Source organism: Streptomyces sp. 142MFCol3.1 (assembly GCF_000424945.1).
Lineage (GTDB): Bacteria > Actinomycetota > Actinomycetes > Streptomycetales > Streptomycetaceae > Streptomyces > Streptomyces siamensis.
The window spans coordinates 138954-153661 of the sequence record NZ_AUKV01000021.1; the positions used below are offsets into that span (position 1 = coordinate 138954).

General features: G+C 71.5%; 10 protein-coding genes. 5 read left to right on the forward strand and 5 right to left on the reverse strand.

Features of this window, described 5'->3' with window-relative positions:
- The first annotated feature begins 651 nt into the window (after positions 1–651).
- From H305_RS0129025 to H305_RS0129035, 3 genes are read left to right on the forward strand one after another with little or no spacing between them, the layout of a single operon-like run.
- A complete protein-coding gene (locus tag H305_RS0129025) occupies positions 652–1803 on the forward strand; it encodes a Gfo/Idh/MocA family protein (RefSeq protein ID WP_028803547.1) in 1152 nt (383 codons plus the stop codon).
- Positions 1800–2954 carry a dihydrodipicolinate synthase family protein gene (locus tag H305_RS0129030; protein WP_028803548.1) on the forward strand — a complete coding sequence of 385 codons (1155 nt, stop codon included), beginning with the start codon at positions 1800–1802 and terminating at the stop codon, positions 2952–2954. The genes H305_RS0129025 and H305_RS0129030 overlap by 4 nt, the downstream gene beginning before the upstream one ends.
- Positions 2951–3778 carry a sugar phosphate isomerase/epimerase family protein gene (locus H305_RS0129035; RefSeq protein WP_028803549.1) on the forward strand — a complete coding sequence of 276 codons (828 nt, stop codon included), beginning with the start codon at positions 2951–2953 and terminating at the stop codon, positions 3776–3778. Before H305_RS0129030 ends, H305_RS0129035 begins: the two co-directional genes overlap by 4 nt.
- Before the next feature lie 307 nt (positions 3779–4085).
- Here the strand turns inward: H305_RS0129035 and rbsD are convergent, their stop codons facing one another.
- The 5 genes from rbsD to H305_RS0129060 all read right to left on the reverse strand — a co-directional run bounded on the left by rbsD (position 4086) and on the right by H305_RS0129060 (position 10051).
- Positions 4086–4475, reverse strand: coding sequence for a D-ribose pyranase (rbsD, locus tag H305_RS0129040; protein ID WP_028803550.1), 390 nt, complete (start codon positions 4473–4475; stop codon positions 4086–4088).
- On the reverse strand, positions 4472–5374 hold the full coding sequence (locus H305_RS0129045) for a ribokinase (RefSeq protein ID WP_028803551.1): 903 nt from the start codon (positions 5372–5374) through the stop codon (positions 4472–4474). Before H305_RS0129045 ends, rbsD begins: the two co-directional genes overlap by 4 nt.
- 159 nt (positions 5375–5533) lie before the next feature.
- The gene (locus H305_RS0129050; protein ID WP_028803552.1) at positions 5534–7486 is read right to left on the reverse strand and encodes a substrate-binding domain-containing protein; all 1953 of its coding nucleotides are present in this window, start codon (positions 7484–7486) and stop codon (positions 5534–5536) included.
- Entirely contained in the window at positions 7476–9038 is a 1563-nt protein-coding gene (locus H305_RS0129055) for a sugar ABC transporter ATP-binding protein (RefSeq protein WP_028803553.1), read from the reverse strand. The genes H305_RS0129050 and H305_RS0129055 overlap by 11 nt, the downstream gene beginning before the upstream one ends.
- Positions 9035–10051 carry a LacI family DNA-binding transcriptional regulator gene (locus tag H305_RS0129060; protein WP_028803554.1) on the reverse strand — a complete coding sequence of 339 codons (1017 nt, stop codon included), beginning with the start codon at positions 10049–10051 and terminating at the stop codon, positions 9035–9037. Before H305_RS0129060 ends, H305_RS0129055 begins: the two co-directional genes overlap by 4 nt.
- 232 nt (positions 10052–10283) lie before the next feature.
- On the opposite strand from H305_RS0129060, the gene H305_RS0129065 reads away from it, so the two are divergent.
- Together H305_RS0129065 and H305_RS0129070 are read left to right on the forward strand one after the other, a co-directional pair.
- A complete protein-coding gene (locus H305_RS0129065) occupies positions 10284–12530 on the forward strand; it encodes an ATP-dependent RecD-like DNA helicase (protein ID WP_028803555.1) in 2247 nt (748 codons plus the stop codon).
- Between the two features lie 440 nt (positions 12531–12970).
- Positions 12971–14260 (forward strand): citrate synthase, encoded by a 1290-nt coding sequence (locus tag H305_RS0129070; protein WP_028803556.1) that lies wholly within the window; start codon positions 12971–12973, stop codon positions 14258–14260.
- Positions 14261–14708 lie beyond the last annotated feature (448 nt).

Here is a 14708-nt window from a genome sequence, read left to right on the forward strand (position 1 = left end):
GCCCATGCCCCAGCCGTACACCGCCCGACCGCGGCAACCCGCACCGCAGCCGTACGCCGCCCGACCCGGGACGACGTACACCTCGGCCACGCCGCCCGTCCCGCCACGACCTGCGCCGAAGCGGGACCCCCCGGCCGGACGGCCGGAGACCGCGCGCCGCGACCGTCCGGCCGCACACCCGCGGTATGTCCCGGGGCCCGCGGCCCGGGGCCACTCCGCGCGGTCGTACACCGGGCAACCGCACCGCCGTACGCCGCGACGACGCCCGCCGTAACGGCGTACGCCCGCACGTCGCGCGGCCGTCGGGCCGTCCGTCGTGCCGCCGTACGCCATCGCGTCGCACGCCGTGCGGCCGTCCGGCCGTACCTCGTGCGGCGGTCCCGGCCGCACGCCGTGCGGCCGTGCCCGTGCGCAGCCGCAAGGTCCCAGGTCCGTGGCCGGACCGGTCACGCGCGACTGTCACGTGCGGGTACATCCGACCGTGCCCATGGCCTCCACGTCCAGCCGTCCGGAGGGTCGAACATCTCCTCGCCCGCGTGGTCTTGTCCGATCGGCCCGGCAGAGGCTAGCTTCTCTCTGGATAGAAAGCGCTTGCTGTCCTGCTCACCAGTAGGGCGTGACGGCGCGGAACTCGCGTACGAAGGGAATGACGTGACACGCAAGACGGTGCGGATCGCCATGAACGGCGTGACGGGACGCATGGGCTACCGCCAGCACCTCGTCCGCTCGATTCTCGCCCTGCGCGACCAGGGCGGCCTCGACCTCGGGGACGGCACCGTGCTGTGGCCCGAACCCGTCCTCGTGGGCCGCCGCGAGCACGCCCTGCGGGCACTCGCCGGGCAGCACGGCCTGGAGCACTGGTCGACGGATCTGGACTCCGTCCTCGCCGACCCGGCGACCGACATCTACTTCGACGCGCAGGTCACCTCCGCCCGCGAGGAGGCCATCCGCAAGGCCGTCGCCGCCGGCAAGCACATCTACACCGAGAAGCCCACCGCCACCGGCCTCGACGGCGCCCTCGAACTGGCCAGGCTCGCCCACGAGAAGGGCGTCAAGCACGGCGTCGTCCAGGACAAGCTCTTCCTCCCCGGCCTGCTCAAGCTGAAGCGGCTCATCGACGGCGGCTTCTTCGGGCGGATCCTGTCCGTCCGCGGCGAGTTCGGCTACTGGGTCTTCGAGGGCGACTGGCAGAGCGCCCAGCGCCCCTCCTGGAACTACCGCGCGGAGGACGGCGGCGGCATCGTCGTCGACATGTTCCCGCACTGGGAGTACGTCCTGCACGAGCTGTTCGGCCGGGTGACCTCCGTGCAGGCGCTCACCGCCACCCACGTCCCGCAGCGCTGGGACGAGCAGGACAAGCCGTACGACGCCACCGCCGACGACGCCGCGTACGGCATCTTCGAGCTGGAGGGCGGCGCCGTCGCCCAGATCAACTCCTCCTGGGCCGTGCGCGTCAACCGCGACGAGCTCGTCGAGTTCCAGGTCGACGGCACCGAGGGCTCCGCCGTCGCCGGTCTGCGCAACTGCCGCGTCCAGCATCGGTCCGCGACCCCCAAGCCGGTCTGGAACCCGGACATCCCCGCCACCTACTCCTTCCGCGACCAATGGCAGGAGATCCCCGACAACACGGAGTTCGACAACGGCTTCAAGGCCCAGTGGGAGCTCTTCCTCAAGCACGTCTACGCCGGTACGCCCTACCACTGGGACCTGCTCGCCGGCGCCCGCGGCGTCCAGCTCGCCGAGCTGGGCCTGAAGTCCTCGGCCGAGGGCCGCCGCCTCGACGTGCCGGAGATCTCCCTGTGACCCTCCGACTCCCGGACGCGGCCGGCCGGCTGAGGACGTACCGGCCGCGCACCGAGCCGCGCACCGTCACCACCGGGGCGCCGCTCGCCTCCCGCACGGTCTTCTCGGCCGCGCACGTCGTCGCCGACCCGTACGCCGACGTCTCGCCCGACTCGCCCGCCGCGATCGACTGGGACGCCACTCTCGCCTTCCGGCGTCACCTGTGGTCGTACGGCCTCGGTGTCGCCGAGGCCATGGACACCGCGCAGCGCGGGATGGGCCTGGACTGGGCGGGCGCGGCCGAACTCGTCCGCCGCAGCGCCGCCGAGGCCCGCGCCGTCGGCGGCCTGATCGCCTGCGGGGTGGGCACGGACCAGCTGACGGGCCCGGCCTCCCTGGCGGAGATCCGCGAGGCCTACGAGGAGCAGCTCGCCGTGGCCGAGGAGGCGGGCGGCCGGGCGATCCTCATGGCGTCCCGGGCGCTGGCCGCGACCGCCGCCGGACCCGAGGACTACCTGGAGGTCTACGGTCATCTGCTCCGGCAGGCCGCCGACCCGGTGATCCTGCACTGGCTCGGCCCGATGTTCGACCCGGACCTGGAGGGCTACTGGGGCTCGTCCGACCTCGACGCCGCGACCGCCACCTTCCTGGAGGTCATCGCCGCCCACCCGGACAAGGTCGACGGCATCAAGGTCTCGCTGCTGGACGCGCAGCGGGAGGTCGACCTGCGCCGCCGCCTCCCGGACGGCGTCCGCTGCTACACCGGCGACGACTTCAACTACCCGGAGCTGATCGCGGGAGACGAGCAGGGCTTCAGCCACGCGCTCCTCGGCATCTTCGACCCGCTGGGCCCGCTCGCCGCGCAGGCGGTACGGGTCCTGGACACCGGCGACGTCAAGGGCTTCCGCGAACTCCTCGACCCCACGGTCGAGTTGTCCCGCCACCTGTTCCAGGCACCGACGCGCTTCTACAAGACGGGCGTGGTGTTCCTGGCCTGGCTGGCCGGCCACCAGGAGCACTTCGCCATGGTGGGGGGACTCCAGTCGGCCCGCTCGCTGCCGCACTTCGCCCGTGCCTACGAACTGGCGGACGGACTGGGTTTGTTCCCGAGCCCGGAGCTGGCCGAGGCACGGATGAAGTCCCTGCTGGCCCTGTACGGAGTGACCCCATGAGCCTCTCCCGTTTCTCCATCAACCAGATGACGGTCAAGCAGCTGTCCCTGCCGGAACTCGTCGACGCCTGCCGGGAACTGGGCGTCCCCGGCGTCGGTCTGTGGCGCGAGCCCGTCCGGGCCCACGGACTCGAGGCCACGGCCGGGCTCGTCCGCGACGCGGGCCTGACGGTGACGACGCTGTGCCGCGGCGGCTTCCTCACCGCGACCGACCCGGCCGAGCGCGCGCGGGCCCTGGACGACAACCGGGCCGCGGTCGACGAGGCGGCGACGCTCGGCACCGACACCCTGGTGCTGGTGTCCGGTGGTCTGCCGGCCGGCTCCAAGGACCTGCACGGCGCGCGGGAGCGCATCGCCGACGCCCTCGGCGAACTGGGCCCGTACGCCGCCGCCCGCGGCGTGCGCCTGGCCGTCGAACCGCTGCACCCCATGTACGCGGCGGACCGCTGTGTGGTGTCGACCCTCGCCCAGGCCCTCGACCTCGCGGAGCGATTCCCCGCCGAGCAGGTCGGCGTCACGGTCGACACGTACCACCTCTGGTGGGACGACACGGCACCCGCCCAGATCGCCCGCGCGGGTGCCTCCGGCCGCATCCACTCCTTCCAGCTGGCCGACTGGACCACCCCGCTGCCGGAGGGCGTCCTCACCGGCCGGGGCCAGATCGGCGACGGCGCGATCGACATGCGTGCGTGGCGCTCGTACGTCGAGAAGGCCGGGTACGACGGCCCGATCGAGGTCGAGCTCTTCAACGACGCGCTGTGGGCGCGGGACGGGCGGGAGGTGCTGGCGGAGACCGCGCAGCGGTTCCTCGCCCACGCCGTCTGAGGCGCCCGGCGCCCGGAACAGGCCACCGGAAAAATCTTGGAAAGCCCGTGCAACCCTCCCCGTACCTCGCGGGTCGTACTTGGCATCAGGACTTCTGGAGGGGGGATCTGGGGGGATCCGCGGGGGTTCTGATACGGAGGGGAAAGCCGAGGGGCCCGGTCGACGGACCGGGCCCCTCGAAGTCTTCCGGCACGTCTTGCGGCACGGATGTCCGCGCCGTCGCCCCCGGCAGGCCACCGCGGTCGGCGCCGGTGCGGCACGCGACCGCGGCCCGCCGCCGAGGTCCGCCGGGCGCCACAGGACCGGCCTAGAAGAAGACCCCGCAGTGCAGCAGCACGTTCGCGTAGGGCCGCGCCTCGCCGGTGCGGACGATCAGCCTCGCGCCCGCCGACAGCGCCTTGAGCTCCTCGTGCGGCACGAGTTCGAGGGCGGGGAAGTGCCCCGTGAGCAGCCGGGCCGCCGCCGGGTTGGCCTCGCGGACCTCGCGCGCGGCCGTCGCGCCCTCGATCACCAGCTCGTCCAGCAGACCGTCCAGGACCTCGGCGAAGGACGGCACCCCGGCCCGGAACGCGAGGTCGACGAGGCGGGGGCCGGCGGGCACGGGCATCCCCGCGTCGCACACCAGGACCCCGTCGCCGTGGCCCAGCCCCGCGAGCGCGCCCGCGAGATGACGGTTCAGGATTCCGGCCTTCTTCACAGCGCCGCGACCTCCTCGGCGGTGGGGAAGGACTCCTGCGCCCCCGGCCGGGTGACGGCGGCGGCGCCGACCCGGACGGCGTACCCGGCGGCCTGCGCCAGCGACTCCCCGCGGCCCAGCCGCCAGGCCAGCGCCGCGGTGAACGCGTCGCCCGCACCCGTGGTGTCCACGGCCGCCACCGGCACGGACGGCACCCGGACCCGGGCGCCCGCCCGCTCGGCCACCAGCGCGCCCCGGGCTCCCAGCGTGATGACCACCGAACGCGGGCCGAGCGCGAGCAGGGCCTGCGCCCAGTCCTCGGGACGTTCCCCGAGTTCGGTGCCGGCGATCACCCGCGCCTCGTGCTCGTTCACGATCAGCGGATCGCAGGCCGCCAGCACCTCGGCGGGCAGCGCCTGCGGGGGCGAGGGGTTCAGCACGAAACGACCGCCGTCCGCGAGATGCCGTACGGCCTCCGCGACCGACTCCAGCGGCACCTCCAGCTGCGCCGACACCACCCGGGACGCCTGGAACAGGCTTCCCGCCGCGCGCACGTCCTCGGGCGTCAGCCGTCCGTTGGCGCCGGGCGAGACCACGATGCTGTTGTCCCCGGACGGGTCCACCGTGATCAGCGCGACGCCGGTGGGCGCCCCGCCGACCAGCACGCCGACGGTGTCGACACCGGCCTCCCGCTGCGAGTCGAGCAGCAGTCGGCCGTGCGCGTCGTCGCCGACCCGGGCCAGCAGAGCGGTACGGGCGCCGAGGCGGGCGGCGGCGACCGCCTGGTTGGCGCCCTTGCCGCCCGGGTGGACGACGAGGTCGGAGCCGAGCACCGTCTCGCCGGCCGCGGGCCGCCGCTCGACCCCGATCACCAGGTCGGCGTTGGCCGAGCCCACGACCAGAAGGTCGTAGTCGTACATGAACTGTCTCCCTGCTTGGGTGGGTCGTGGCGGAGGTGCGGCGTTGCGCCGACCGCCGTCGGGTGGGCCGGTGCGGCGCCCCCGCACGTCCGGGGGCCCGGGGACGGGGCTTACGGGAGGCCGGTGCGGCCTCCCGTACGCCCGCCGTCCGTGGCCGGGTCAGCCGCCGAAGCCGGCCACGTTCTCCTTCGTGACCACCTTCACCGGCACCTTCACCGTCTCCTCGACCTTCTTGCCCTCGGCGGCCTTCAGCGCGTTCTCCACCGCGATCCGGCCGAGCTCCTTGGGCTGCTGGGCGACGGACGCGTACAGCGTGCCCGCCTGGACCGCCTTGAGACCGTCGGGGGTGCCGTCGAAACCGATGACCGAGACCGACTTGCCCGCCTTGGAACCGAGCGCCTTGATCGCGCCGAGCGCCATCTCGTCGTTCTCGGCGAAGACGCCCTGGATGTCGGGGTGGGCCTGGAGCAGGTTCGTCATGACGTCGAGGCCCTTGGTGCGGTCGAAGTCGGCGGGCTGCCGGGCGACGACCTTGATACCGGGGTAGGCCTTGAGGCCCTCGGCGAAGCCCGCGCCGCGCTCACGGCTCGCGGACGTGCCCGCCAGACCCTGCAGGATCACGATCTTGCCCTTGCCGCCCAGCTTCTCGGCCAGCGCCTCGGCACCCAGCTTGCCGCCCGCGACGTTGTCGGAGGCGACCAGCGCCGCCGTGTCCGCCTTGTTCACGCCCCGGTCGACGCCGACGACGGGGATGTCGGCCTTGTTCGCCGAACGGACCGCCGGGCCCGCCGCGTCCGAGTCCACCGGGTTGACGATGATCGAACCGATGCCGGAACTGGTGAAGTTCTGGAGCTGGTTGGCCTGCTGCGAGGCGTCGTTCTGGGCGTCCGTGACGGTCAGGTCCGCGCCGAGCTTCTTCGCCTCCTGCTGAGCACCCGCCTTGATCTGGACGAAGAAGGGGTTGTTCAGGGTGGACAGCGACAGTCCCACCTTCTGCGTCGTCGACGAGGACGAACCGGTGTGCAGGAAGGACATGGCGCCGACGACAGCCGCCGCGACCACCGCGGCGATGACGTACGTCGCCGCCTGCTTGCCCTTGCCGCCCGGGGTGCCCGCCCCGGCGGCGACCGGAGTGGCCCCGGCCTTGCGCCGCACCGTGTCGAGCAGCACCGCCAGCGCGATCACCACACCGATGACGACCTGCTGCCAGAAGGCCGACACGGACAGGAGGTTGAGGCCGTTGCGCAGCACCGCCAGGATCAGCGCGCCGATCAGCGTGCCGGACGCCTTGCCCGTGCCGCCGGCCAGCGAGGCGCCGCCGATGACGACCGCGGCGATCGCGTCGAGCTCGTAGCCCTGCGCGGCCTGCGGCTGCGCGGAGGAGAGCCGGGAGGCGAGCACGATGCCCGCGGCGGCCGCGAAGAGGCCGGACAGGGCGTAGATGGCGAGCTTCTGCTTCTTCACGCGCAGCCCGGACAGGCGCGCGGCCTCCTCGTTGCCGCCGATCGCGTACATGGAGCGGCCGATGTAGGTACGGCCCAGGATCACCGCGGTGATCAGGCCCATCACGACCATCACCAGGACCGGGACCGGCAGCCAGCCGCCCAGGGTGTCACCGAGGTGCGAGACCGAGTCGGGGAACGCGATCGGGCTGCCCTGCGAGATCACCAGGGAGAGTCCGCGGCCCACCGAGAGCATGGCGAGCGTCGCGATGAACGGCGGCAGCTTCCCGTACGAGATCAGCACACCGTTGACCAGGCCGCAGGCGATGCCCGTGGCGATGGCGAGGATCACCGCGATCCAGACCGGCACGCCCTGCGAGGTCGCCGTCCAGGCGAGGACGGTGGCGGAGAGCGCCGCGACCGAACCGACCGACAGGTCGATGCCCGCCGAGACGATGACGAAGGTGACACCGAAGGCCAGGATGGCCGTCACGGCCGCCTGGACGCCGATGTTGAGCAGGTTGTCCGTCGTCAGGAAGTCGCCGGACAGCGCCGACATCGCGATGACGAGGACGATGAGCGCGGTGAGCGCGCCGTTGTCGAGCAGGAGGCGGCGGACCGCCGAGGCGCCACTCGCGCCCGATGTGCTCAGATGCGTGTCAGTGGCCACGGGAGCCCTCCACAGCGGTTTCGGAGTCGGTAGTCGGTGTGCTGACGGCGAGCGCCATCACGGAGTCCTGCGTGGCCTCGTCGGCGGACAGTTCGCCCGCGATCCGGCCCTGCGCCATCACGAGGACGCGGTCGCTCATCCCGAGGACCTCGGGAAGGTCGCTGGAGATCATCAGGACGGCGGCACCGGCGGCGGTCAGTTCGTTGACGAGCTGGTAGATCTCGACCTTGGCGCCGACGTCGATGCCGCGGGTCGGCTCGTCGAGGATCAGCACCCTGGTCTCGGCGAGCAGCCACTTGCCGATGACGACCTTCTGCTGGTTGCCGCCGGACAGGGTGCGTACGTGCTGGCCGAGGCCCGCCATCCGGACACCGAGCTGTCCGGCGATCCGGGCGGCCGCGGTCCGCTGGCCCTTGAGGTCGACGAGCCCGCCGTGCGTGGCGGCGCGCAGGGTGACCAGGCCGAGGTTCTCCTCGACGGAGGCGTCGAGGACGAGGCCCTGGCCCTTGCGGTCCTCGGGGACGAGCCCGATGCCCGCCTCCATCGCGGCGTTCACGTCGTGCCGGCGCAGCGCGGCCCCGGCGACCTTCACGGCGCCCTTGTCGTACGGGTCGGCGCCGAAGACGGCGCGCGCGACCTCGGTGCGGCCCGCGCCCACCAGGCCGGCTATGCCGACGACCTCGCCGGCCCGCACCTCGAAGCTCACGTCGTGGAAGACACCGTCCCGGGTGAGCCCCTCGACGGTGAGCAGCGCCGAGCCGGCCGCCGCCCCGTCGCCGGCGCCGTCCCCGGACACGGGGCGCACCCGCGGGTACTGCTGCTCGATGGAACGGCCCACCATCAGGCGTACGAGTTCGTCCTCGGGCGTGGACGCGGGTACCTGGCCCACGCTCTTCCCGTCACGGATCACCGTGACCCTGTCTCCCAGGGCGGCGATCTCCTCCAGGTGGTGGGTGATGAACACGATGCCGACGCCGTCCTCGCGCAGGGCACGCACGATCGCGAAGAGCTTCTCGACCTCCTCGGAGGTGAGCACGGCGGTCGGCTCGTCCATGATCAGGACGCGGGCCCGCAGGCTCAGCGCCTTCGCGATCTCGACCATCTGGAGGCGGGCGATGCCCAGTTCGCGCACTCGTGCGCGGGGGGACACGTTCACGCCGACGCGCCGGAGCAGCTCCGCGGCGTCGGCCTCCATCGTCTTGCGGTCGATCATCCCGAAGCGGCGCGGCTGCCGGCCCAGGAAGATGTTCTCGGCGACCGTGAGATCGGGGACCAGGTTGAACTCCTGGTAGATGGTGGCGATCCCGAGGCGCTCGGAGTCCTGCGCCCCGTGGATGCGGACCTCCTCGCCGTCGACGAGGACCCGCCCGGCGTCGGGGTGGTAGGCGCCGGAGAGCATCTTGATGAGCGTGCTCTTGCCGGCGCCGTTCTCTCCGAGCAGCACGTGCACCTCGCCGCGGCGCAGGTCGAAGTCCACGCTGTCGAGTGCGACGACACCCGGGAACGTCTTGCGGATCCCTTCGATGCGCAGCAACTCGTCCTGGTTGCTCACGACTCGCTCCTGTTCGTTGCGGGGGACTCGCCGCACGAGCGGCGTACGACGAGCCGGGCGGGGAGGGTGACGGACTGTGGGGGCCGCCCCTCGATGCGGTCGACCAGGGCGCGTACGGCGGCCCGCCCCAGGTCTCCCGTCGGCTGTGCGATCGCCGTGATCGGCGGATCGGTGTGCACGAACCACGGGATGTCGTCGAACGCGGCGAGCGCGATGTCCTCGGGGACCCGCATCCCGCGCGCGCGGACGGCGTCCAGCGCGCCGAGCGCCATCAGGTTGTCGGCGGCGAAGACGACCTCGGGCGGCTCGGGCAGGTCGAGGAAGCCCTCGGTGACCCGCCGTCCGCTCTCGGCCTGGAAGTCGCCCTGCCCTATGTAGGCGTCCGGCAGCGGGAGTCCGTGCTCGGCGAGGGCTTCCCGGAAGGCGTGGACGCGCTCGCTGCCGGTGGTGGTGGCCGCGGGTCCCGCGATGATCGCGAGCCTGCGGTGTCCCAGGGCGTGCAGGTGCGCCACGAGGTCCCGGACGGCCGAGCGGCCGTCCGACCGTACGACCGGCACCTCGACGCCGGCGATCCAGCGGTCCACGAAGACCATCGGCGTCCCCGTGCGCGCGGCGTCCAGCATGCCGGGGGAGCCGCCGTCGGTGGGGGAGACCAGCAGTCCGTCGATGCGCCGGTCCAGCAGGGTCCGTACGTGGTGGTCCTGGAGGTCGGGCCGCTCGTCGGCGTTGCCGATGATGACGCTGTAGCCGAGGGCGCGGGCCTCCTCCTCGACGGACCGGGCCAGTTCGGTGAAGTACGGGTTGAGCACGTCGCTGATGACCAGGCCGAGGGTGCGTGTCTGGTCGGTGCGCAGTGAGCGGGCGACGGCGTTCGGGCGGTAGCCCAGGTTCTGTACGGCGGCCATCACGCGGGTGCGTGCCTCCGCGCTGACCGACGGATGGTCGTTCAGGACGCGCGAGACCGTGGCGACGGATACGCCGGCCTCGGCGGCCACGTCCTTGATGCTCGCCATCGCCGCTCCACCTCCTCATGGAATCGATTACACGAGGGATTGGAAACGATTACACGCGCGGAGGCAACCCCCTGAGACCGGATCGTGATGAACGGAACACCGGCCCTGCGCACCGCCGGCCAGGTACTTCACCGGCCGGGGCGCGGGGTGGACCGCATGTCCGCGGCCCTGCCCGGCGAGGAGCCGCCGACGCCGTCCGCGCACTGTCGGAGGCGGGCGGTAGCGTCGGATCATGTCCAATCAGGCGGGGAGCCGGCAGGTGCACCTGGCGGTCGTCGAAGGCGTACTGGAACGCATCACGTACGCCAACGAGGAGAACGGCTACACGGTCGCCCGGGTCGACACCGGCCGGGGCGCCGGCGACCTGCTCACGGTCGTCGGCTCGCTCCTCGGCGCCCAGGTCGGCGAGTCGCTGCGCATGGAGGGCCGTTGGGGCTCCCACCCGCAGTACGGCAAGCAGTTCACCGTGGAGAACTACACGACGGTCCTGCCCGCCACCGTCCAGGGCATCCGCCGCTATCTGGGATCGGGCCTGGTCAAGGGCATCGGACCGGTCTTCGCCGACCGCATCACCCAGCACTTCGGCCTGGACACCCTCCAGATCATCGAGGAGGAGCCGAAGCGGCTCATCGAGGTCCCGGGCCTGGGGCCCAAGCGGACCAGGAAGATCGCCGACGCCTGGGAGGAGCAGAAGGCGATCAAGGAGGTCATGCTCTTCCTCCAGAGCGTCGAGGTGTCCACCTCGGTCGCGGTCCGGATCTACAAGAAGTACGGAGACGCGTCGATCTCCGTCGTCAAGAACCAGCCGTACCGCCTGGCGGCCGACGTCTGGGGCATCGGCTTCCTCACCGCCGACAAGATCGCCCAGTCCGTCGGCATCCCGCACGACAGTCCGGAGCGCGTCAAGGCCGGCCTGCAGTATGCGCTGTCGCAGTCCACCGACCAGGGCCACTGCTATCTGCCCGAGGAACGGCTGATCGCCGACGCGGTGAACCTTCTCCAGGTGGACACCGGCCTGGTCATCGAGTGCCTGGCCGAGCTGGCGGCACCCGCCGAGGAGGGCGAGGACCCCGGTGTCGTCCGGGAGAAGGTGCCGGGCCCCGACGGCGGCGAACCGGTGACGGCGGTCTACCTGGTCCCCTTCCACCGTGCCGAACTCTCCCTCTCCGCCCAGTTGTTGCGCCTCCTGCGGGCCGGCCAGGACCGGATGCCGGCCTTCGGTGACGTGGCCTGGGACCGGGCGCTGGCCTGGCTGAAGGGGCGTACGGGCGCGGAGTTGGCCCCCGAGCAGGAGGCCGCCGTCCGGCTGGCGCTCACCGAGAAGGTCGCCGTGCTGACCGGCGGCCCCGGCTGCGGAAAGTCGTTCACGGTCCGCTCCATCGTGGAACTGGCCCGCGCCAAGCGGGCGAAGGTCCTGCTGGCCGCGCCCACGGGCCGTGCCGCCAAGCGCCTCGCGGAGCTCACCGGCACCGAGGCCTCCACCGTGCACCGCCTTTTGGAGCTCAAGCCGGGCGGCGACGCGGCGTACGACAAGGACCGTCCGCTCGACGCCGACCTGGTCGTCGTGGACGAGGCCTCCATGCTCGACCTGCTGCTGGCCAACAAGCTGGTCAAGGCCGTTCCGCCGGGTGCGCACCTGCTGTTCGTGGGCGACGTCGACCAGTTGCCCAGCGTCGGCGCGGGCGAGGTGCTGCGCGACCTGCTCGCCGACGGCAGCCCCGTCCCCGCGGTCCGTCTGACCCGCGTCTTCCGCCAGGCCCAGCAGTCCGGGGTGGTGACCAACGCCCACCGGATCAACTCCGGCCTGCATCCGGTCACCGACGGCATGAGGGACTTCTTCCTCTTCGTCGAGGACGACACCGAGGAGGCCGGCCGGCTCACGGTGGACGTGGCCGCACGGCGGCTTCCGGCCAAGTTCGGCCTGGACCCGCGCCGGGACGTGCAGGTGCTGGCACCCATGCACCGGGGCCCCGCGGGCGCGGGCCACCTCAACGGCCTTCTCCAGCAGGCGATCACCCCCGGCCGTCCCGACCTCGCCGAGAAGCGTTTCGGCGGACGTGTCTTCCGCGTCGGCGACAAGGTCACCCAGATCCGCAACAACTACGAGAAGGGCGAGAACGGCGTCTTCAACGGCACCGTGGGCGTCGTCACCTCGCTCGACCCGGTCGACCAGCGGCTCACCGTCCTGACCGACGAGGACGAGGAGGTGCCCTACGAATTCGACGAACTCGACGAGCTGGCCCACGCGTACGCCGTGACCATCCACCGCTCCCAGGGCAGCGAGTACCCGGCGGTGGTGATCCCGGTCACCACGGGCGCGTGGATGATGCTCCAGCGCAATCTGCTGTACACCGCCGTCACGCGCGCCAAGAGACTGGTCGTCCTCGTCGGCTCGCGCAAGGCCATAGGGCAGGCGGTGCGCACGGTGTCCGCGGGGCGCCGGTGCACGGCCCTCGACCACCGGCTCGCCCAGCACTGAGACCGCCGGCGGACCCGTGACCAGGCCTTCGGGCCCGGGGCCGGGCCTTCGCGCATCCGTGCACGGGCCTTCGCGCGGCCCGGGGCCGGGCCTTCGCGCATCCGTGCACGGGCCTTCGCGCATCCGGCGAGAGAAGCCGGGTGCGTTCAGGGAACGGACCTCGGCCCGACGGACGAACGCTCCGCGCGCGACCATGGAGAGGCCCCTGCCGACGCCCGGACGGCTCCGGTCACCAAAAATGATCGATCAAACGAGTCGTAAAGGTCACAGAGCACTTCCGGAACCGGCGCGAGGGGAGGCAGGATGTGCAGGTTGGCGGCACTGAGTGCCGCCAATAGGCCCAATGGTCGACCCCGAGTGCACTCTCCAGGGCCAAATGGGGGATGGTAGAGACAGTCAGGGCACCTCGAAGAAGAGGCACAACGTCGGTGAGGGATGACGTGAGCGACAACTCTGTAGTACTGCGGTACGGCGATGGCGAGTACACCTACCCGGTGATCGACAGCACCGTCGGCGACAAGGGCTTCGACATCGGGAAGCTCCGCGCCCAGACCGGGCTGGTGACGCTGGACAGCGGATACGGGAACACCGCCGCCTATAAATCCGCGATCACCTACCTCGACGGTGAGCAGGGCATCCTCCGGTACCGCGGCTACCCGATCGAGCAGCTGGCCGAGCGCTCCACCTTCCTGGAGGTGGCGTACCTGCTGATCAACGGCGAGCTGCCGAACATCGACGAGCTCTCCACCTTCAAGAACGAGATCACGCAGCACACCCTGCTGCACGAGGACGTCAAGAACTTCTACAAGGGCTTCCCCCGCGACGCCCACCCGATGGCCATGCTGTCCTCGGTCGTCTCGGCGCTGTCCACCTTCTACCAGGACAGCCACAACCCGTTCGACGAGAAGCAGCGCAACCTCTCCACGATCCGCCTGCTCGCCAAGCTTCCGACGATCGCGGCGTACGCGTACAAGAAGTCGATCGGCCACCCCTTCGTCTACCCGCGCAACGACCTCGGGTACGTCGAGAACTTCCTGCGCATGACCTTCTCGGTCCCCGCGCAGGAGTACGACCTCGACCCGGTGGTCGTCTCCGCGCTCGACAAGCTGCTGATCCTGCACGCGGACCACGAGCAGAACTGTTCGACCTCCACCGTGCGCCTGGTGGGCTCCTCGCAGGCGAACATGTTCGCCTCGATCTCCGCCGGCATCTCCGCCCTCTGGGGCCCGCTGCACGGCGGCGCCAACCAGTCCGTCCTGGAGATGCTGGAGGGCATCCAGGCTTCCGGCGGCGACGTCGACTCCTTCATCCGCAAGGTGAAGAACAAGGAGGACGGCGTCCGCCTGATGGGCTTCGGCCACCGCGTCTACAAGAACTTCGATCCCCGGGCGAAGATCATCAAGGCGGCCGCGCACGACGTCCTCTCCGCGCTCGGCAAGTCCGACGAGCTGCTGGACATCGCGCTCAAGCTGGAGGAGCACGCGCTCTCCGACGACTACTTCGTCTCGCGTAGCCTCTACCCCAACGTCGACTTCTACACCGGCCTGATCTACCGCGCCATGGGCTTCCCGACCGAGATGTTCACGGTCCTGTTCGCCCTCGGCCGCCTCCCGGGCTGGATCGCCCAGTGGCACGAGATGATCAAGGAGCCGGGATCCCGCATCGGCCGCCCGCGCCAGATCTACACGGGCGTCGTCGAGCGCGACTTCGTCCCGGTCGAGGCCCGCTGACGAGCGACGCGTGACGGCCGGGGGCCCGCCTCCCGGTCGCCGTGGCGGTCCCGGCGCCCGAGCCGAAGGGTGCACCGCAGGTGTTCCGCACCTGCCGGGGCGCCCTCGAGCCGTTTCCGCCTGAACCGGAAGCGCTCCGCGGGCGAACCGACCCCGGACAGACGGAAAGCGCCCTGCTACCGGTCCCCCCACGGGCCGGCAGTCAGGGCGCTTTCCTTGTCCCGGTGCGGATTCCCCCCACGGGATCCGGCCGGGCGTCTGTGGAACAGCGCCTGAATCGCTGCGAGCAAAACGAGCAAAACCATCGGTACTGCGGTGCGAACTGTCCTGCGGTGCGATCTGCCGGGACCCGTACGACGGGAGGGCCGCTCAAAGCTCCCCGGTGTACGCGCCCCGGCACCGCAATTTCCGGGAACGTCCCCCAAGACATCCCCAGATGTCAGTCACG

What these genes read in the sequence shown, in the direction of transcription:
- H305_RS0129035 (WP_028803549.1), top strand. Translation starts at nt 2,951, where the DNA reads ATGAGCCTCTCCCGTTTCTCCATCAACCAGATGACGGTCAAGCAGCTG.
- H305_RS0129045 (WP_028803551.1), bottom strand. Translation starts at nt 5,374, where the DNA reads ATGTACGACTACGACCTTCTGGTCGTGGGCTCGGCCAACGCCGACCTG.
- H305_RS0129060 (WP_028803554.1), bottom strand. Translation starts at nt 10,051, where the DNA reads ATGGCGAGCATCAAGGACGTGGCCGCCGAGGCCGGCGTATCCGTCGCC.
- H305_RS0129065 (WP_028803555.1), top strand. Translation starts at nt 10,284, where the DNA reads ATGTCCAATCAGGCGGGGAGCCGGCAGGTGCACCTGGCGGTCGTCGAA.